The organism is Ruegeria profundi (assembly GCF_049800715.1).
GTDB lineage: Bacteria > Pseudomonadota > Alphaproteobacteria > Rhodobacterales > Rhodobacteraceae > Ruegeria > Ruegeria profundi_A.
Genome location: NZ_JBNAFO010000001.1, coordinates 468,942 through 487,897, shown reverse-complemented (window position 1 = coordinate 487,897; position 18,956 = coordinate 468,942). Strand labels below are relative to the sequence as shown.

Below are 18,956 nucleotides of genomic sequence, written 5' to 3'. Positions count from 1 at the left end.
CAATGGTTGGTCCTGAAGACGTATTGAGTTTTTGGTTGGATGAGGTCGGCCCCAAGGGGTGGTACATGCAGGACGACGCGCTGGATCGGCAGATCCGCGACCGTTTCCTGACCACTTGGGAATCCGCGACCGAGGGCAAGTTTTCGCTCTGGCTGACATATCCCAGCGGGTCGCTGGCCTATATCATCCTCACAGACCAATTTCCGCGCAACATGTTCCGGGGTGAGGCACGGGCCTTTTCGTCGGATCGGGCGGCTCTGGCCGCTGCGAAATGCGCTGTGGATAAAGGTTGGGATCTTAAAATCGACGAACCCGCGCGGCAGTTCTTTTATCTGCCGATGATGCATTCCGAGAACCTGTGTGATCAGGAACGCTGCGTGCGTCTGATGTGCCAGAACCTCAATAGCGAGGATTCCAGCAACCTGCTGCACGCGCGCGCGCATCGTGAGGTGATCCGGAAATTCGGACGCTTTCCCTATCGGAATGAAGCCCTTTCACGCACCCCAACCGCGCATGAGACCGCCTATGTCGACATGGGCGGCTATGGCGCCACTGTGCGTGAGTTGCAAGCTGCCGGTTAACTTTCGGGCCCGCATCCACGGATAGCAATGATCCGGTCGGCTACCACGTCGGCCGAGGTCTCAATTGCATGGTCAATCAATTGGTCAGGTGACTCAGCCAACTCTGCAAACCGGGTCTGAACGGTCTGCAGCTTGGTTTCTATCGTTTCCAGCTTGTCCAGCGTATTGGACATTCGCAGAGAAACGACGGTGTTGCTCACCAGACCGTCCTCTTGAATGCGGGACAAATCACTGCGCAGTCCGGACAGCTGCTCGCGAATACCCTGCGCCTCGTCCCGCAACGGGGCGACAACTTGCAGCTTTTCCGACAGCCCCGAGGTGACGTCCTCCACCGTCGAAGCCAGTTTCCAGCCCAAAAACAGGCAAAGCGCCACTAGGATCAGCGTTGCATTCAGAAGTGCAAGGAGAAGGTCTTTGAGGGTCTTGGCCATGATAAGTCTTTCGAATGCTTTGTGAATATAAGACGGGTGGAGGCCCCGACTGTTCTTTTCTAGCCTTTGAAAAAGCTTGGGTATAGGCTGAAAACTGCACGTATCGACCATTACATACCGGCGTCGCTTTTGTCGCGGTATGTCTATATTGATGCGCTGTGAAAAATAGTTTAATGCTAAACTAAATTTCAAACCGACCTGGGCCGAGAGGGACACATGGCTGAAAAATCTTTTGATCTGATCGTAATCGGTGCTGGTCCGGGCGGCTATGTGGCCGCAATCCGCGCGGCGCAGCTGGGCCTCAAGACCGTCGTGGTCGAGCGAGAGCATCTGGGCGGCATCTGCCTGAACTGGGGCTGCATTCCAACCAAGGCAATGCTGCGCTCGTCAGAGGTTTTCCATCTGATGGAGCGCGCGAAGGACTTTGGTCTGACGGCGGACAAGTTCGGCTATGATCTGGACGCGGTGGTCAAACGCTCACGTGGCGTTGCTGGCCAATTGTCGGGAGGGATCGGCCATTTGCTGAAGAAGAACAAAGTCAGTGTCGTGATGGGCGAGGCGACGATTACCGCAAAGGGCAAAGTTTCGGTGAAAACCGAGAAGGGCACCGAAGAGCTGACCGCCAAGAACATCGTCCTCGCCACTGGTGCACGCGCACGTGAGCTTCCAGGGCTGGAAGCGGATGGCGATCTGGTATGGACCTATAAACACGCACTGCAGCCGCCGCGGATGCCGAAGAAACTGCTCGTTATTGGCTCGGGCGCCATCGGCATCGAATTTGCCAGCTTCTACAACACGCTGGGCGCGGATACGACCGTGGTTGAAGTGATGGACCGCGTGCTTCCTGTTGAAGACGCTGAAATCAGCGACTTCGCGAAGAAAGCTTTCACCAAGCAGGGCATGACCATCATGGAAAAGGCCATGGTCAAGCAGCTTGATCGCGGCAAGGGTAAGGTCACCGCGCATATCGAGGTTAAAGGCAAGGTCGAGAAGCACGAGTTCGACACGGTAATCTCGGCCGTTGGCATTGTCGGCAATGTCGAGAATCTGGGACTGGAAGCACTCGGCGTGAAAATCGACCGTACGCATGTTGTGACGGATGAGTTCTGCCGCACCGGCGTTGATGGTCTCTATGCGATTGGCGATATCGCCGGCGCGCCTTGGTTGGCTCATAAAGCCAGCCACGAAGGCGTCATGGTGGCCGACCTGATCGCAGGCAAACATGCGCATCCGGTCAAACCCGAAAGCATTGCAGGTTGCACCTACTGTCATCCGCAAGTGGCCTCGGTCGGCTATACCGAAGCCAAGGCCAAAGAGCTTGGCTACGAGATCAAGGTCGGCCGCTTCCCATTTATCGGCAATGGCAAGGCAATTGCACTAGGAGAGCCTGAGGGCATGATCAAGACGATCTTCGACGCTAAGACCGGTGAACTGCTGGGCGCGCATATGATCGGCGCGGAAGTGACCGAGTTGATTCAGGGCTACGTGGTCGGTCGTCAATTGGAGACGACGGAAGAAGACCTGATGAACACGGTCTTCCCGCATCCGACGCTATCAGAAATGATGCATGAAAGCGTTCTGGATGCGTATGATCGCGTGATCCATATGTAACGGGGTAGGGGGCGCTGCCCCCGCCGCGGCAAGCCGCAACTCCCTCGAGATATTTAGAGCCAGATGAAGCATGGGATCCGTCCTTCATCTGGCCGAAAATACCTCAGAGCGCGAGGCAGAGCCTCGCAAAAGACTCCTATGAATTCAAAGCATCCAGAATACGGGCCCAAGAGCGGATACCCTTGTGGAAACTTTTGACATCGTATTTCTCGTTCGGAGAGTGGATGGCATCGTCGTCATTGGCGTAACCCACCAGCATCGAATCCAGGCCCAGAACGGTGTCGAAATAACCAACGACCGGGATTGAGCCGCCCATTCCGGTGAACACGGCCTCGCGGCCCCATTCGTCAGACAGCGCAGCGCGGGCCGCTTCGAATTCAGGGCGATCCAGGTTCATGACCGAGGCTGGTGACCCTTCGAGGTCATTGTCCCAGACAACTTTGGCATCCGGGGACAGGTGCTCTTCTACGTGTTTGCGGATTTTGTCGCGCAAGGCGTCGGGGTCCATGTCGCCGACAAGGCGGCAGGTGATTTTGCAGTGAGCTTCCGACGGAATCACCGTTTTAGATCCGGCACCATTGTAGCCGCCCCAAAGGCCGTTGACCTCAAGTGTGGGGCGTGCCCATTGCTGTTCCAGCGTGGAATAGCCTTTTTCGCCATGCGGTTGGCTATAGCCCACCGAGTTCAGATATTCAGCTTCGTCGAAACCGCAGTTTTCCCACTGGCGCAGCTGATCTGCCGGGACTTCGTGAACGCCTTCGTAGAATCCTTCGACAGCGACCCGTCCGGTCTCATCGTCATAGAAGGAAGCCACGATTTTGGACAATTCGCGCAGCGGGTTCAGACCGGGGCCGCCGTAGTGGCCGGAATGCAGGTCGATGCGGGGGCCGATGATGGTGAACTCATCCTTCAGCATGCCGCGCAGTTGCGACGCGATGGAAGGCACTCCGCGTGACACCATTGAGGTGTCGCAAACAAGGGCCAGATCGGCCTGCAATTCGTCCTTATTCGCTTCGAGGAACGGCACCAGCGAGGGCGAGCCTGATTCCTCTTCACCTTCAAAGAAAAAGGTGATGCGGCAGGGTAGGGTGCCGTGGACAGATTTCCAGGCGCGGCAGGCCTCGACAAAGGTCATCAGCTGGCCCTTGTCGTCGGATGATCCGCGGCCACGGATGACGGGTCCATTTTCAGTGTCTTCAATCGCGGGGTCGAACGGATCGCGGTTCCACAGGTTCAGAGGGTCGACGGGTTGCACATCATAATGCCCGTAGAACAGCACATGCGGGCCTTCGCTGCCCTCACCCACATGACCCACGACCATAGGGTGACCTGGTGTTTCGCGCTTTTCTGCTGCAATACCAATGCTCTGCAGGTCCGAGACTAGCCAGTCGGCGGCCTTGTCGACTTCCGCTTTGTAGGCGGGATCGGTTGAGATCGATTGGATGCGCAACAGCTCCATCAGGCGGTCGATCGAGGTTTGCAGATCAGAGTCGATCCGGCTCAGCACGGCGTCTAGCGACATAACAGGGCTCCTGCTTGGGAATGATTTGCGCGAACCCTATCAGCGTTGGCGCTGCCGTCCAGAGCAGAGTGCGCAGTACCGCCCCGTAGCGGGTGGCCGAAGTTAAGCTTCTGTACCTGCGTCGTTTCCCCGCGTCATTTAGACGTAAGTTTACTTGCTGCGCGGCTACGAAGCTTATATTTGATGCAAATCAAAGTTGGGTTCTAACGAGCGGCTTTAATAAGGTCGAACGTGCGAACACAAAGCTGCTTTAGGGGCGATGCCCTTTCGGGTGGCGGAATACAGGCTTTGGGTGAGGGGTTTGCCCGAGGCGATCAAGGAGGGTCCGTTGGACTATACTGCTCAGCTCGATTCAGCGATTGCCAGGCTGCATGACGAAGGACGTTACCGGACCTTTATCGATATCGAACGCCGCAACGGGCACTTCCCGCATGCCGTTCGGACCCGTCCCGATGGAACGCAACAGAACATTACTGTGTGGTGCGGCAATGACTATCTTGGCATGGGCCAGCACCCGGTTGTCCTGAACGCAATGCACGAAGCCGTCGATGCGGCCGGCGCCGGGTCGGGCGGGACGCGCAACATTTCGGGCACGACTGTATATCACAAGCGCCTTGAGGCTGAGTTGGCCGATCTGCACGGCAAAGAGTCCGCCCTGCTGTTCACCAGCGCTTACATCGCCAATGACGCGACGCTTTCGACCTTGCCGAAACTGTTCCCCGGTCTGATCATTTATTCGGACGCGCTGAACCATGCCTCGATGATCGAGGGCGTGCGGCGCAATGGCGGCGCCAAGCGCATCTTCCGCCACAATGACGTCGCCCACCTGCGTGAGCTGCTCGAAGCAGACGACCCCAAAGCCCCCAAGCTGATCGCATTTGAGTCGGTTTACTCCATGGATGGCGATTTTGGCCCGATCGAAGAGATTTGCGATCTGGCAGATGAATTCGGTGCGCTTACCTATATCGACGAGGTCCACGCGGTTGGCATGTACGGCCCGCGCGGTGGTGGTGTGACCGAGCGTGACCGTCTGGCGCATCGCATCGACATCATCAATGGCACTCTGGCCAAAGCCTATGGCGTTATGGGGGGCTATATCGCCGCCAGCGAAAAGATGTGCGACGCCGTGCGTTCCTACGCGCCGGGGTTCATCTTTACCACCTCTCTGCCGCCCGCTGTTGCGGCTGGTGCGGCGGCCTCGGTCGCGCATCTGAAAGTGACACCGGAACTGCGCGAGCAGCATCAGACACAGGCCAAAATCCTGAAACTGCGTCTGAAAGGCTTGGGCCTGCCGCTGATCGACCATGGCAGCCACATCGTGCCTGTTATCGTCGGTAACCCAGTCCATACCAAAATCCTGAGCGACCGGTTGCTGGACGATCACGGTATCTATGTGCAGCCGATCAATTTCCCGACGGTTCCACGTGGTACAGAGCGCCTGCGCTTCACCCCATCTCCGGTCCATGGACCAGGTGAGATGAACCGTCTGGTTCAGGCGATGGACGAACTTTGGTCACATTGTGCGCTAAATCGCGCCGAACTTGCCGGTTAACCTCACGCTAAAGTGTGCAACGTGTTTGCCGCGTGTTAAGCTTACGCTAACAAAATAAGTGGACGAATCGTTATGGGGACGATTCGCCATTAGCGTGAAACACGCGACGGGCAAAATGGGGCGGCAGGAATGATTGGGCGCAGATCACAGCGCGATTCCGAAGAAGGTTTAGAAGTCAGACCGAAGGGGTTTGACGACTACGAAGTACGGCTTGGTGATCAGATGCGCGGCGAACGCGCCACCATGGGCAAATCCCTTCTGGATGTTCAGCGCGAGCTGCGGATCAAAGCCAACTACATCGCTGCCATTGAAAACGCCGATCCTGATGCATTCGATACACCCGGCTTCATCGCCGGGTATGTGCGTTCTTACGCCCGGTATCTAGGCATGAACCCGGATGAGACCTTTGCCGCTTTCTGCAAGGAGAGCGGCTTTGAGGTCGCGCATGGCATGTCCGCCGAAGCATCCGTTGTTCGCAAACCGACCGGAGATCTTCCGGCCCGTGGCCCGATGGGGCGGGATCCGTTTGTGTCTCCGAACACCCCGTATATCCCTGGCAAAGAATCCTTCGTCAGTCAGGTTGAACCACGCGCGATTGGCTCGTCACTGGTCTTGCTGGCCGTCATTGGCGGTATTGGCTATGGCGGCTGGGCCGTGTTGAACAAGATCCAGCAGGTGCAGGTCAGCCCGGTTGAGCAAGCCCCCGTGGTTCTGTCGGATCTCGACCCCCTTGATGCGGCGCGTAGCACTGAGACCGTCGAGACCGCTTCGACCGAAGCGCTGGATCGCCTCTATCGCCCGCAAGCGCTGGATGTTCCGGTGATGGTCGCGCGGGATGCTCCAATTTCCACGCTTGACCCGCGGACCGTTGGCACATTCCGCCCGCCGGAACTGCCCGAGGTTCAGGTGGCCGAATTGCACACAGTTGAACGCCCAGCCCTGCCGCAGGTGGTCGAGCAGTTGGATACGACGTTGAAGATTGTTGCCGTGAACCCTGCTTGGATGCGTGTCACCGCCGGCGATGGCAGCGTGATCTTCGAAGGTACGCTCGGCACGGTAGAACAGGGCAGCGTGTTCGAAGTGCCCCTGACCGAAGAACCTCCGCTGTTGAGGGCGGGGGCATCGGGTTCTGTGTTCTTTTCGATGAATGGTGAACATTTCGGACCGGTCGGTGCGCCGGGTACAGTGGCGAAAGGCGTCGTCCTATCCAAGGACGCAGTGGCTGAGACTTATGCCGTCGCCGATCTTGAGGCTGAACAGAACAGTGCCCTCAAGCAATTAGTAGCCGAGCTTCAGACGCAAGCAGCGGGCGATCCTGCCGAATAGTCTAGCCATTGCTCAACTACGGTTGCCGAACTATCTATGAGGCAACCTAGGCAGATGCGGACCTCTCTTCATGTCGCTCAACCACGTACGTCCATGGCGCGATATCTACCGCCGCAAATCCCGTCAGATCATGGTCGGCAACGTGCCGGTCGGAGGCGATGCTCCGATCGCTGTACAGACTATGACCAACACCCTGACCACTGATGTGGCAGCAACGGTCGCGCAGGTTCAGGCGGCGGCTGAGGCCGGGGCCGATATCGTGCGGGTCTCTGTCCCGGATGAGGACTCGGCCAAGGCGCTGAAAGAGATTGTGCGCGAAAGCCCGGTTCCCATCGTGGCCGACATTCACTTTCATTATCGCCGTGGCATCGAAGCGGCCGAGGCTGGCGCGGCTTGTCTGCGGATCAATCCGGGCAATATCGGCAACGAACAACGCGTGAAAGAGGTCATCAAGGCCGCAAGGGACCACAACTGCTCGATCCGGATCGGAGTGAATGCAGGCTCGTTAGAGCGGCACCTGCTTGAGAAATATGGCGAACCCTGTCCCGAAGCGATGGTCGAGAGCGGGTTGGAACATATCCGCATTCTGCAGGACAATGATTTCCACGAATTCAAGATCAGCGTGAAGGCCAGCGATGTGTTCCTGTCGGCTGCAGCCTATCAGGGCATTGCTGAGGCCACGGATGCCCCCATACACCTTGGCATCACCGAGGCCGGAGGGTTGGTCAGCGGCACAATCAAATCCGCCATCGGGCTGGGTAACCTGCTGTGGATGGGGATCGGAGATACGATCCGCGTCAGCCTGTCCGCCGACCCGGTCGAAGAGGTCAAGGTTGGTTTTGAAATCCTGAAATCCCTGGGCCTGCGCCACCGCGGGGTCAACATCATCTCATGCCCCTCCTGCGCGCGTCAGGGATTCGACGTGATCAAAACCGTCGAGGCGCTGGAGCACCGCCTGGAACACATCAAAACGCCGATGTCCCTGTCGATTATCGGTTGCGTGGTCAACGGACCGGGCGAGGCGCTGATGACCGATGTTGGCTTCACGGGCGGCGGAGCAGGGTCGGGCATGGTCTATCTGGCGGGTAAAGCCAGCCATAAGATGTCGAACGATCAGATGATCGATCATATCGTGGAAGAGGTCGAGAAAAAGGCCTCTGAACTGGATGCGGCGGAGTAGCGTCAGCAGAATACAAACGTGACGCGCTGAGTTCGATTTCGACGCTTTGAGGACTTAACAGGCGTAAATCAAATGAGTGACTTTACTCAATTTGGCAATTTTGACAGGATGCTACGCTAAACGAATGGCGACAGTACTGATTTAAGAAGGGACAGCAAGTGAAACTTGGTGAGTTGACAAATGTCTTTTTTAGTTCGGTACTTTTGACGACAGTGTTTTTCAATGTTCCAGTTGATGCCATAGCACGTGATGTAGGTGATCGAGGAGCGGAGAGAGCGCAAGATCGCGTGGATAGCAGAGGCGATCGCGTCGACGGGGACCGGATCGACGGCGAAGTGCGCGATGCTGTGAAAGATGCAGGCGAGAAGGTCGGCGACGAAGTCCGTGACGAATTGGAAGACGAAGCTGACGAAGTTCGTGATGAGTTGGAGGACGAGGCCGACGACGCTCGTGCTGATTTGGAAGAGGAAATTGATGAGGCTTGTAAGGAGTTGAAGGCGGAAACCGACAAAGAGTGCGATTAGTCTGTTTAAGTGTCTAATTCACTCCTCGCGCAAATGCATTCATCAAATAGGTCGGCTTCGTTGCAACGAAGTCTTTTGTCAATTGGCTACTCTACAACGACAGATCACCGACCGCTTTGGACTCAAAGCCGAATTTTGCGGCAGTAATGCTTTGAAATCTTTTGTGTTTCCCTAGGCGTCGCGCCCGTACATATGGGGCGGCAGGGCCGCCCCAAAGACTTACCCTTGTTCAGCTCGCACGCCGTCTGCGATCTGCTGCATCTGATCTGCAGGTAGGAAGCCGCGCAGCATTTCGGTGCCCAAAACGAAGGACGGCGTGCCGGTGATCTGCATGCGTTGTGCCAGCTCTCGGGTGCGGGTGATCTCTTCGGTGACCTGGTTGCTGTCCATCGCGGCGATGATCGCGTCGCTGTCCAGTCCGAGCCCGTCCGAGATGCGGCGCAGGGTCACTTCGCTGGGTTCTCCGCTGAATTCCATAAGGGCGTCGTGGACCTGCTTATAGGCGTCATCCCCGGCGACATGTTTGGTCGCCACGGCAAAACGCGATGACAGAACCGAGGCATCGCCCAAAATCGGGAACTCTTTGATCACAAGACGGATATTGCCGTCTTCGGCCAACAGGCTAGCCACCTCAGGCACGGCACGGCGGCAATAGCCGCAGCGGTAGTCCATGAACTCAACCAAGGTGATGTCGCCATCCGGGTTGCCACCCACCCAGCTATAGCCGTCATTGAACAGCTCATCCGCGTTCGAGGCGACCAGATCGCGATCTGCCTGTTCCTGAGTCGCAGCGTTGCGCTCCTCTAGGATTGTGATCGCTTCGATGATCACTTCTGGGTTTTCCAGCAGATACTCGCGCACCTGCGCTCCGAACTCGGCCTTTTCGGCATCGCTGAGCGCGTTCAGGTCCAGCGCCTGCGCCGAAGTCGATATCAGGGAAAGCCCCAAAAGGGCGGTGGCTGCATGTTTTAGGATCATTTGCTTTTCCTTTTCGCTTTCTCTGCGCGTTTCGAGGCAATCAACACATCTTGTGCCCTTTGCCAACCCGGTGAGCCTTCGGGAAGTTGCCCGATGGCCCGTCTTGCGTGAATGCCTGCATCGGCCAGTCGGCCCTGCAATGCGTATCGTTCTGCGGTGACGGTCGAGGCCATCCCGTTGTTGCCGACCTTGTAATAGGCCACTCCCAAATCTCGCATCAGCCGCGCGTTGCGGTAGTCGCGGGCGCGGGCTTTCTCAAGCGCTTCCAACGCCGTGTCGGTCTGGCCTTGTAGCAGCAGCGCTCGTCCGTACCCGGCAAGGATCAACGCATCGTGCGGCGCCATTTCAACCGCTTGGGCATATGCATTAACAGCCTCGGATAATTGCCTGTTTTCCAGAAGAATTTGTCCTTTCAGTTCGTAGTAGAAGGGGTCCTCGGGCCGAATTTTCAAGGCTTCATCTATCGCTGCGCGCGCACGGGCCAGATCGCGGTTCTGGTGATGGGCCGACGCCTCGCGCATCATTCGGATGTCGTGGGCCGTTTCCTCTTTCGCGCGGCGCATTGTCCAACTCGGAGAGCGCAAAAAGGCCGAGAGCTTACCCTTGACCCGCGCAAACCAGTAATCGGCGCTTTCATTGGGTTGGGTTCGATCGCCGAATTCGTCCAGAAACGCCTCAGCCGCGCGCAGACGATCCCGGCTGGTGGGGTGAGAGCGCATGTAGAGGTCCTGATTGGCCGTGCTCAGCAATTCCTGACCTGCGAATTTGCGGTGGATTGCGACCATTCCCTTGGGTGAGATTCCGGCCCACCTTAGATAGCTGGCTGCGCTGCGATCGGCTGAGGCTTCCTCGGCCCGCGTGTGCCCCAGAAAGCCACGAATGGCAGCGCCTTGCGTGCCAACTGCAAGTCCTGCAGCGGCTTCCCGAGCGCCCGCGGCGGCAGTGATAAGGGCAAGCGCTGTGCCAAGGTTTGCCTTGCTCTGTGCGTCCTGCAGGTTTTGGTGACGGCGGGCCAGATGACCGTTGGCGATATGGGCGGCCTCGTGGGCGATGACGGCTTGCAGCATTTCGGGGCTGTCGACTGACAGGATCAGGCCGTAGTTCAGGTAGATCGCGTTGTAGTCGATCACGAAGGCGTTGAAGGTGTTGTCGTTGACCACCAGAATACGCACCTGATTGGTGCTTAGCCCGGCGGCACGCAGCACCGGAAAGGCCAGTTCGCGCAGGCCGAACTCGATATCGGGGTCGCGGATCAGGCTTTGGGCGTGGCTCTGCGCTGCCGCCGTCAGCCAGATGACAGCCGCAAGTATCAGGGCTGGGATTGACGCCAGCCGGGATACGCGTTCAAAAGCCATGGCTGCAACATGGGAGATGGGCATGAGAAACTCAACCCGGTCCGGGGTCGATCCGTTTATTGTGATGGACGTGATGGAGGCCGCACGCAAAGCCGAAGAGGCCGGACGCCACATCGTTCATATGGAGGTCGGCCAGCCCGGAACCGGCGCCCCGAAAGGCGCGACTGCGGCATTGGCCAAAGCAATGGAACAAGGCTCATTGGGTTATACCGTCGCGCTTGGACTGCCCGCTCTGCGCAAGCGTATCGCACAGATGTATGGCGAGTGGTACAATGTCGATCTGAACCCCGAAAGGGTGGTGGTGACGCCGGGGTCTTCCGGCGGGTTCTTGCTTGCCTTTACCGCGCTGTTCGACAGCGGGGATCGCGTGGGGATCGGTGCGCCGGGCTATCCGTCCTACCGTCAGATCCTCAAGGCGCTTGGATTGGTGCCCGTCGATCTGCCGACTTTGCCCGAGAATCGGCTGCAACCGGTGCCTTCAGATTTCGCCGGGCTTGATCTTCAGGGCCTGATGGTCGCGTCACCCGCCAATCCAACCGGCACCATGTTGGATCGCGCGTCGATGGGCGCGTTGATCGACGCCGCGCAGGCTCAGAGTGCCTCTTTCATCAGTGACGAAATCTACCACGGGTTGGAATATGAGGCCAAAGCCGTCACTGCGTTGGAGCTGACGGATGAGTGCTATGTGATCAATTCCTTCTCGAAGTATTTCTCGATGACAGGTTGGCGTGTTGGTTGGATGGTAGTTCCCGAGGATCAGGTCCGCGTGGTCGAGCGGATCGCTCAGAACATGTTCATCTGCGCCCCCCATGCCAGCCAGGTAGCCGCCTTGGCCGCGATGGATTGCGACGAAGAGCTGCAGGCCAATCTCGATGTTTACCGCCGCAACCGTGAGCTGATGCTCGAAGGGCTGCCAAAAGCCGGTTTCACGAATATCGCGCCACCTGACGGGGCGTTTTACGTCTATGCCGATGTCTCTGACCTGACCGACGACAGTCGCGCCTTTGCCGCCGAGATTCTAGAACAGGCCGGAGTCGCCGTCACGCCCGGTTTGGATTTCGATCCCGAGCGCGGACATACGACCCTGCGATTCTCCTACGCAAGGGCCACTGCCGATATTCAGGACGGGTTAGAGCGTCTGCGCAGCTTCATGGCCGAACGCGGCGCGTTGCAGCCGGTGTAAAGCGTTCACAAGAGGGGGCGGATGCGCTAGGGTCACGCTCAAACGATCTCGGGAAAACTTGAGGCCATGAGCAGGACTTTCTATTGCATCGCGCTGATCTGGGCGCTGTCCAATGCCGCATTGGCGCAGGACTTCACTGCGTTGGCGCGCGTGCAGCCGGACCAAAGCCGCATCATCGATTCTGGTCGCATGGCGGTTCAGGTCGATCTTGGCGTTAGTCAGGGTGTGCCTTACCGTATCTTCACGCTGCGCGATCCCTACCGCATGGTTCTCGACTTTCAGGAGGTCGACTGGACCGGCCTAAACGCCGACGACTTCCTACAAACCGATCGGATCAGTGGCGTGCAGTTCGGGGCCTATGTCCCCGGCTGGTCCCGTATGGTGCTGGAACTGGGCGCGCCTATGGCGGTGGACACGGCCGAGTTGCGTTTGGATGAGGCCTCGGGCGCGGCGCTGTTGACCCTTCAATTGGTCGGTACCGATTTTGACACGTTCAACGCGTCCGCTGGCGTGCCGCAGAACCACGGCTGGGATCTTCCAGAACCCGCCGTCACCACATCCGAGGTCCCGCGCAATGTGGCGCAGGTCATGCGGGTGATGCTGGACCCCGGCCATGGCGGTATCGACCCGGGCGCCGAATTCGGTGGCATTGACGAGAAAACCATGATGCTGACCTTCGCGCGTGAACTACGTGAATTACTATTAAGGTCAGGTGGTTACGAGGTGGTGCTGACGCGGGTCGAGGATCAGTTCGTCTCACTAGAGCGTCGTATCGCTCTGGCACACAGGGCGGGTGCAGATGTGTTTATCTCGCTGCATGCCGATTCCCTCTCCGACGGGCAGGCCCACGGCGCGGCGGTCTATACCTTGTCCGAGGATGCCTCGGACGTGGCCAGCGTCAAACTGGCCGAGCGCCATGATCGGGGCGATATTTTGTCTGGGGTCGATCTGAACGGGGCAGATGATCAGGTCACCGATGTGCTGCTGGATATGGCGCGGCAGGAGACCAAACCCCGCACCACATCACTTGCTGGCGCGATTGCCAATGGCATGGCGCAACAGGGCGGGCCGATGAATCGTAAACCCCTGCGCACCGCATCGTTTTCGGTGCTGAAGGCGGCAGACATACCGTCCGTTCTGGTCGAAATTGGGTTTCTTTCCAGCCCCAGAGACTTGAAAAACATCAAAGATCCCGAATGGCGCGCCAAAATGGCGCTGGGGATTTATCAGGGGCTCGAGGACTGGCGGCAGCAAGATGTGATCAGGCGGTCCCTGATTGGACAGTGACCTGACGACGCAAAACGGCTAGAATGCGCTTGTGGTTTTGACCCTCGGGCTTGGCATCCCTATATAGGCGGCAGCGCGAAAAAAAGGCAGTGACGTGATCCGGTTCATTCTATCGATTTTCGGGGCAGTTTTCAGCCTCGTGACTTTGGGTATCTTCATGGTTGCGCTGGTTATCGGCGCGGTCTTTTGGATGTATGGTCGCGACCTGCCCAGCCACGAGTCGCTTGCACAGTACAAGCCTCCCACGATCAGCCGGATCTATTCCGGCGAAGGTCAGCTGATTGACGAATTTGCCCAGGAACGCCGTCTGTTCACCCCGTCCGAGGAAATCCCCGATCTGGTGAAACAGGCCTTCATCTCGGCGGAAGACAAGAATTTCTATACCCACCAGGGCTATGACCCGCGCGGCATCATCGCCGCGGGTGTCGAGGCAGTGCGCACCAAGGGTGAAACCGTACGTGGTGCCTCGACCATCACGCAGCAGGTGATGAAGAACTTCCTGCTGTCAGGCGACCGTCGGGCCGAGCGCAAGATCAAGGAAATCATCCTTGCCACCCGGCTTGAGGACACGCTCGACAAGGAACAGATCCTAGAGCTTTACATGAACGAGATCTTTCTGGGTCAGAACTCATATGGTGTGACCGCTGCGGCGCAGACTTATTTCAACAAGACCCTGCAGGAACTGGTCCCGCATGAGGCCGCGATGCTGGCCGCGATGCCCAAGGCACCGTCGGACTATCACCCGGTCCGTCAAAAGGAACGCCTGCTGGCCCGCCGCAACTATGTTCTGCGCGAGATGAACCAGAACGGTTATATTGATCAGGCGACTTACGAGGCTGAGGTCGAGATGCCACTGCGTTCGGTCCAGAACGGGGATTTCGAAAGCTTCCGGACTGCATTGCCGCCGCGCGATTACTTCACTGATGAAATCCGCCGTCAGCTGAGCGAAGACTTCGGCGAGGGCGAGTTCTTTACCGGCGGTTTCACCGTACGCGCTTCGGTCGACGAAGAGATGCAGGTCGAGGCCGCGCGTGCGCTGCGTGAGGCATTGCAGAAATACGACCTGTCACGCGGTAGATGGCGTGGCACGGGCGAGGTGATCGCCGAAGAACAGTTGGCGGATGAAGCCCAATGGCGCGATGCGCTGGCGCAGATGGAGATCCCCCGTGACGTCGTCCTGCCGACCCAGTGGTACCCGGCCGTTGTGCTGGATGTGGCTGAGCAACAATTGACCGTCGGAATCGAGGATGGCCCCGCCGATGGCACCATTCCTCGCTCTGACATCAAGTGGATGCAGGGCAACTTCTTCGACAATTTCAAACGTGGCGACGTGATCCTTGTCATGGCCGGGGAAGAGGGCCAATGGTCCGCCCGTCAGGTGCCCGAAGTGCAGGGTGGCTTTGTCGCGATGGACGTGAACTCGGGCCGTGTTCTGGCGATGCAGGGCGGGTTCTCGTATCAAGATACCGTGTTCAACCGCGCCACGCAGGCGCAGCGCCAGCCGGGGTCTTCATTCAAGCCGTTCGTTTACGCCGCCGCGCTCGACAGTGGCTATAGCCCGGCGACGATCGTTGTGGACGCGCCGATTGAGGTGAATACACCGCAGGGCCTGTGGCGCCCCAAGAACTCGTCGAACAAGTTCTACGGCCCGACACCGCTGCGCACCGGGATCGAACAGTCGCGGAACCTGATGACCATCCGTCTGGCGCAAGAGGTCACGATGCCCGTCGTTGCGGGTTATGCGGAACGGTTTGGTGTCTATGAACGGATGGGTGCGTTCTTGGCCAACTCGCTCGGGTCCGAAGAAACCACACTGTATAAAATGGTTGCGGCCTACGCGATGTTCGCAAATGGCGGTGAGCGGGTCGAACCTACTCTGGTCGATCGGATTCAGGACCGCTTTGGCAAGACAATCTATCGCCATGACGATCGCCAGTGCCTCGATTGCAACTCGACCTGGTTGGAGCCAAACGAGTCGCCGACCATCGAGACCAACCGCTCGCAGGTCATGGATGCGATTACCGCCTATCAGCTGACCTCGATGATGAAGGGTGTTGTGGATCGCGGGACAGCGTCGCGCTATGTCAACCTGCCGGTGCCGACGGCGGGCAAGACCGGAACGACCAACGAATCCAAGGATGCGTGGTTCATCGGCTTCACCTCGAACATCGTGGCCGGTTGCTATATCGGTTATGACCGTCCGCGTCCGATGGGCCGGGGGGCTTATGGTGGCACCATGTGCGGGCCGGTCTTCCAGAGCTTCATGGAAAAAGCCGTTGAGAAATACGGCGGTGGTCCGTTCGAGGTGCCCGAGGGCGGTCACTTCATCAAGATCGACCGTTTCAGCGGCGCGCGCCTGCCTGATGACGCATCCGGAGAATATGTCGTGGCCGAGTTCTTCCGTGATGGTGTGGATGGGTTTATCGACCGCGTTTATGACGGCGGCTTTGCCATCGGATCGGACCTTCCGCTGTTCGAAGAAGCGCAACGCGCAGGCGTTCAAGTCCAAACCTCGACCGGTAGCACCGTCACTGTTGGCCCCAAAGCTTCGCAAGGGGATTTGAGTACCGGCGGCCTTTACTGATCGCTTTGCAAAATCTCTGACGGCCAGACGTGCAATCCCGTCTGGCCCGTCTTGTGGTGGCCTTCTGCTCTTGCTATCACGCAGTCCTGTTTGACCAAGTTGGGGCAAGACCATGCGCGCCGAAACCCAGAATATCGTGGCGGAAATCGAAAAGTCGCTAGAGCTGCTGGCGCAGCGTATGGACTATGAAACCGCGCCCCATCGGCTTGAGGAATTCAATGCGCGAGTCGAGGATCCGAACCTATGGGACAGCCCCGAGAACGCACAGAAACTGATGCGCGAACGGCAGATGCTGGTCGACGCGATCGAGACCTACGAGTCCATCAAAACCGATCTCAGCGACAATATCGAGCTGATCGAGCTGGGCGAGATGGAAGAGGATGAAGAGGTTGTTCAGGACGCCGAAGCCTCGATCAAGTCTCTGAAGGACAAAGCCGCCAAGAAAGAGCTGGAGGCTCTGCTGGACGGCGAGGCTGACAGCAACGATACCTTCCTCGAGATCAACTCGGGCGCGGGTGGGACCGAGAGCTGTGACTGGGCCTCGATGCTGGCGCGGATGTATGTGCGTTGGGCGGAAAAGAAGGGCTATACGGTCGAGCTGCAATCCGAAACAGCGGGTGAAGAAGCCGGGATCAAGTCGGCGGCCTACAAGATTTCGGGTCACAATGCCTATGGCTGGCTGAAATCGGAAAGCGGCGTGCATCGTCTGGTGCGGATCTCGCCTTATGACTCGGCGGCCAAGCGGCATACCTCGTTCAGTTCGGTCTGGGTTTACCCCGTAGTCGACGACAATATCGAGATTGAGGTGAACCCAGCCGATATTCGGATTGATACCTATCGGTCCTCGGGCGCGGGTGGTCAGCACGTGAACACCACGGACTCGGCGGTGCGGATCACGCACATCCCGACCGGGATCGTAGTGACCTCATCCGAAAAGTCGCAGCACCAGAACCGCGATATCGCCATGAAGGCGCTGAAATCACGCCTTTACCAGCAAGAGCTGGAACGTCGGAACGCCGATATCAACGCGGCGCATGAGGCCAAGGGTGATGCGGGCTGGGGCAACCAGATCCGGTCTTACGTCTTGCAGCCTTATCAGATGGTGAAGGATCTGCGGACCAATCATGAGACTTCGGATACCAAAGGTGTTTTGGACGGAGATCTGGATGGGTTCATGGCGGCGACGCTGGCGTTGAACGTGGCGGGCAAAAGCCGGTCCGAGGCGCAGGGCGACTAAGTCTGGGTAGGGGGCGCTGCCCCCGCCGCGGCAAGCCGCGAGTCCCCCGAGATATTTTTAGCCAGATGAAGGGGATCCGGGTGGTGCTTAGCCATTCGGGAAAAGATGTATTTAAACAATGGGTTTTATTGGTCGGGGTGCGCGGCTAGGCTGGATTTGAACCAAACAGATCGAGGTGATTGAAACCCGGATGGATATCACTCAGCTTTCCGCAAAGGCGCTGGTCGATCAGCTGTCATCTGGTGCTGTTTCATCGGTCGAGGTGATGGCTGCGACGCTGGAGCGTATTGGGGCCGTAAATGGAGCGGTCAATGCGATTGTGGCCCTGCGCGACGCGGATGATCTGATGGCCGAGGCGGCGGCACTGGATGCGGGTCCGAAGCGGGGACCACTGCACGGGTTGCCGATTGCGGTGAAGGATCTGGTTAATGTCGCCGGGATAGTGTCATCGCAGGGATCGCCGCTGTTTCGCGATTTTGTGCCCGAACAGGACGATCTGATTGCAGCGCGGATGCGCGCGGCGGGGGCGATTTTGATTGGTAAGACGAACACGCCCGAGTTTGGGCTTGGCTCGCACACGTTCAACCCGGTCTATGGCGCGACCCGGAACCCCTATGACGGCGTGCGTACCTGTGGGGGGTCGTCTGGTGGCGCGGCGGTTGCGTTGGCGACTGGGATGGTCGCGTTGGCCGATGGCTCGGATATGATGGGAAGCCTGCGCAACCCGGCCGCATGGAACAACGTCTACGGATTTCGCCCCAGCTGGGGGCGGGTACCGTCGGAACCTATTGGGGACGAGTTTCTGCATCAGTTGTCGACCCTGGGACCGATGGCGCGCAGCCCTGAGGATTTGGGGCTATTGCTCGACGTGATCTCGGGCGCTGATCCACGGTCACCTTTGGTCGCCGATGCCAGGCGTGTGAGCCCCGTTCAAGAGGTTGATCTTCGCGGGGTTCGGATTGGTTGGTTGGGAGATTGGGGCGGTGCGTTTCCGATTGAGGACAGCGTTCTGGCCCTTTGCCACGATGCCCTTCGCGTTTTCGAAGATAAAGGCGCAGTGGTCGAAGATGTGCCTCCACCCTTTGATGCCGAGAAGATGTGGGGCAGTTGGGTTACCCTGCGGTCCTGGGCGGTGGCGGCGGGATTGCAGCCGTTGCAGGGCAAATCAGAGGCCTTGAAGGACAGCGCGCAGTGGGAGTTGGAGCGGGGCCTGATGCTATCAGCGATGCAGGTGCATGAGGCCAGTGTTACCCGTTCGGAGTGGTTCCGACGGGCGGCTGAACTGTTTCAGGAGTACGATGCTTTGGTTTTGCCGGCCGCACAGGTCTGGCCCTTCGATATCGAGACGCCGTATCCGCGTGAGATCATGGGGCGGGCGATGGATACCTATCATCGCTGGATGCAGGTGACAGTGCCGGTCAGCCTGATTGGCTTGCCCTGTCTTGCTGCGCCTGCCGGGTTCGGAGCGGAAGGCCTGCCAATGGGCTTTCAGCTATTTGGGCCCAAGGGGTCGGATGCGCGGCTACTGTCCATGGGTGCCGCGTATCATGACGCAACGACATGGCCGCAGAAAAGGCCCGCGATGAGATAGGGCCAGACGGGGAG

At 58.5% G+C, this 18,956-nt stretch carries 15 protein-coding genes; 11 read left to right on the top strand and 4 right to left on the bottom strand.

Features of this window, described 5'->3' with window-relative positions:
- Positions 1-2 precede the first annotated feature (2 nt).
- Positions 3-581 (top strand): DUF924 family protein, encoded by a 579-nt coding sequence (locus ACP15L_RS02435; protein WP_425082994.1) that lies wholly within the window; start codon positions 3-5, stop codon positions 579-581.
- Here ACP15L_RS02435 and ACP15L_RS02430 read toward each other — a convergent pair.
- Positions 578-1,012, bottom strand: a complete 435-nt coding sequence (locus ACP15L_RS02430) for a hypothetical protein (RefSeq protein WP_425082993.1) — start codon at positions 1,010-1,012, stop codon at positions 578-580. The two genes, ACP15L_RS02435 and ACP15L_RS02430, sit on opposite strands and share 4 nt — an antisense overlap.
- A gap of 216 nt (positions 1,013-1,228) precedes the next feature.
- On the opposite strand from ACP15L_RS02430, the gene lpdA reads away from it, so the two are divergent.
- Positions 1,229-2,623, top strand: coding sequence for a dihydrolipoyl dehydrogenase (lpdA, locus tag ACP15L_RS02425; RefSeq protein WP_425082992.1), 1,395 nt, complete (start codon positions 1,229-1,231; stop codon positions 2,621-2,623).
- A 136-nt stretch (positions 2,624-2,759) separates the two neighbouring features.
- On the opposite strand, the gene ACP15L_RS02420 is transcribed toward lpdA, so the two are convergent.
- Positions 2,760-4,145, bottom strand: a complete 1,386-nt coding sequence (locus ACP15L_RS02420) for a dipeptidase (RefSeq protein ID WP_425082991.1) — start codon at positions 4,143-4,145, stop codon at positions 2,760-2,762.
- Positions 4,146-4,473: 328 nt separating this feature from the next.
- Here ACP15L_RS02420 and hemA point away from each other — a divergent pair, with 328 nt between their 5' ends.
- The 4 genes from hemA to ACP15L_RS02400 all read left to right on the top strand — a co-directional run bounded on the left by hemA (position 4,474) and on the right by ACP15L_RS02400 (position 8,727).
- Positions 4,474-5,697: a 5-aminolevulinate synthase gene (gene hemA / locus ACP15L_RS02415; protein WP_170660136.1), complete on the top strand. Its 1,224-nt coding sequence runs from the start codon at positions 4,474-4,476 to the stop codon at positions 5,695-5,697.
- A 129-nt stretch (positions 5,698-5,826) separates the two neighbouring features.
- Positions 5,827-7,023, top strand: coding sequence for a helix-turn-helix domain-containing protein (locus ACP15L_RS02410; RefSeq protein WP_425082990.1), 1,197 nt, complete (start codon positions 5,827-5,829; stop codon positions 7,021-7,023).
- Positions 7,024-7,093: 70 nt separating this feature from the next.
- The gene (gene ispG / locus ACP15L_RS02405; RefSeq protein WP_425082989.1) at positions 7,094-8,203 is read left to right on the top strand and encodes a flavodoxin-dependent (E)-4-hydroxy-3-methylbut-2-enyl-diphosphate synthase; all 1,110 of its coding nucleotides are present in this window, start codon (positions 7,094-7,096) and stop codon (positions 8,201-8,203) included.
- 158 nt (positions 8,204-8,361) lie between these two features.
- Positions 8,362-8,727 (top strand): hypothetical protein, encoded by a 366-nt coding sequence (locus tag ACP15L_RS02400; RefSeq protein ID WP_425082988.1) that lies wholly within the window; start codon positions 8,362-8,364, stop codon positions 8,725-8,727.
- A 219-nt stretch (positions 8,728-8,946) separates the two neighbouring features.
- On the opposite strand, the gene ACP15L_RS02395 is transcribed toward ACP15L_RS02400, so the two are convergent.
- Positions 8,947-9,705, bottom strand: a complete 759-nt coding sequence (locus tag ACP15L_RS02395) for a DsbA family protein (protein ID WP_425082987.1) — start codon at positions 9,703-9,705, stop codon at positions 8,947-8,949.
- Complete coding sequence (locus tag ACP15L_RS02390) at positions 9,702-11,084, bottom strand: M48 family metalloprotease (RefSeq protein WP_425082986.1); 1,383 nt, start codon at positions 11,082-11,084, stop codon at positions 9,702-9,704. Before ACP15L_RS02390 ends, ACP15L_RS02395 begins: the two co-directional genes overlap by 4 nt.
- Here ACP15L_RS02390 and ACP15L_RS02385 point away from each other — a divergent pair.
- The 5 genes from ACP15L_RS02385 (at position 11,083) to ACP15L_RS02365 (ending at position 18,942) form a co-directional block, all read left to right on the top strand.
- Positions 11,083-12,243 carry a pyridoxal phosphate-dependent aminotransferase gene (locus ACP15L_RS02385; RefSeq protein WP_425082985.1) on the top strand — a complete coding sequence of 387 codons (1,161 nt, stop codon included), beginning with the start codon at positions 11,083-11,085 and terminating at the stop codon, positions 12,241-12,243. The two genes, ACP15L_RS02390 and ACP15L_RS02385, sit on opposite strands and share 2 nt — an antisense overlap.
- A gap of 66 nt (positions 12,244-12,309) precedes the next feature.
- Positions 12,310-13,530: an N-acetylmuramoyl-L-alanine amidase gene (locus tag ACP15L_RS02380; RefSeq protein ID WP_425082984.1), complete on the top strand. Its 1,221-nt coding sequence runs from the start codon at positions 12,310-12,312 to the stop codon at positions 13,528-13,530.
- Positions 13,531-13,624: 94 nt separating this feature from the next.
- Positions 13,625-16,114, top strand: a complete 2,490-nt coding sequence (locus tag ACP15L_RS02375) for a penicillin-binding protein 1A (protein ID WP_425082983.1) — start codon at positions 13,625-13,627, stop codon at positions 16,112-16,114.
- A 112-nt stretch (positions 16,115-16,226) separates the two neighbouring features.
- Positions 16,227-17,351 carry a peptide chain release factor 2 gene (prfB, locus tag ACP15L_RS02370; protein ID WP_425082982.1) on the top strand — a complete coding sequence of 375 codons (1,125 nt, stop codon included), beginning with the start codon at positions 16,227-16,229 and terminating at the stop codon, positions 17,349-17,351.
- Between the two features lie 190 nt (positions 17,352-17,541).
- Positions 17,542-18,942: an amidase gene (locus ACP15L_RS02365; protein ID WP_425082981.1), complete on the top strand. Its 1,401-nt coding sequence runs from the start codon at positions 17,542-17,544 to the stop codon at positions 18,940-18,942.
- Positions 18,943-18,956 lie beyond the last annotated feature (14 nt).